We start from the raw sequence: 944 nt of genomic DNA, 5'->3' as shown, positions 1-944 counted from the left end.
GGCCGGTCGACCGCAGGCGCGCCGCCCGGGCCCGGCTCGACCGGCTCGCCGACCGCGAGCGCGACGTCGCCGAGGCCGTCGCCCGCGGCGGCTCCAACGCCGACATCGCCGCCGAGCTGCACATGTCGGTGGCGACGGTGAAGTCCTACGTGTCCCGGCTGCTGCGCGAGCTGGGCCTGGACAACCGGGTGCAGATCGCGCTGCTCGTCCGCGACGCGGCGGACTGACCCGCCCGGCGGACTAGCGTGGCCGGTGTGACGACGAGCGAGACGGTCGCCGCGGCGATGGCGGACGCGGCCGCGGCCTGGCTGGACACCCTGGACGACGACCGGCTCGCGACCGCCCGCGGCGACGGCCCGTCCGGCGACTCCCGGTCCGACGCCGAGCGTCGTCGCTGGTTCTACACCCCCACCGACCACGGCGGGCTGACGCTGCACGCGCAGACCCCGGTCCAGCAGCAGCGCGCGATGCGGCTGGTCGCGTCCGGTCTGTCCGAGGCCGGCTACGCCACCGTGGCGACGGTCATGGGGCTGGAGAACGTCCTGGACCGGGCGCAGGACTGGCCCACCCGGCCGCACCGGGAGCGGTTCCGGGACCCGGCGCTCTACCACCTGCGGATCTTCGGTGACCCGGGCGCGCGCACCTGGGGCTGGCGCTTCGGCGGGCACCACGTGTCGGTGAACGCACTCGTCGTCGACGGGCGGGTGGCCGCGGCCACGCCGTGCTTCCTCGGCGCGAACCCCGCGACGACACCGCTGCTCGGCGGGGGTGTCACGCGCCCGCTCGGCCCGACCGAGGACCTGGCCCGGGAGATCGTCCGCGGGCTCCCGCCCGAGCTCGCCGGGGTCGCGGTCCTCTCCGCCGGGGCGCCGCCGGACCTGGTGACGGCGAACCGGCCGCTGGTCGCGCCGGGCGACCGGCCGCTGCCGACCTCGGCGATCCGG

2 protein-coding genes are annotated in these 944 nt (G+C 77.4%); both read left to right on the top strand.

Translation table 11 applies throughout. The features are described 5' to 3' along the window. The coding region (locus GTW08_RS26505) for a response regulator transcription factor (RefSeq protein ID WP_161152686.1) at window positions 1–227 on the top strand (227 nt) is incomplete at its 5' end. Between the two features lie 27 nt (window positions 228–254). Further along, window positions 255–944 (top strand): DUF3500 domain-containing protein (locus tag GTW08_RS26500; RefSeq protein WP_346009975.1); only part of this gene is annotated, 690 nt, incomplete at its 3' end.

It is taken from the genome of Pseudonocardia sp. SID8383, assembly GCF_009864975.1.
GTDB classification, from domain to species: domain Bacteria; phylum Actinomycetota; class Actinomycetes; order Mycobacteriales; family Pseudonocardiaceae; genus Pseudonocardia; species Pseudonocardia alni.
The sequence above is the reverse complement of the archived record's forward strand: the minus strand, read 5'-3'. Positions and strand labels throughout refer to the sequence as shown.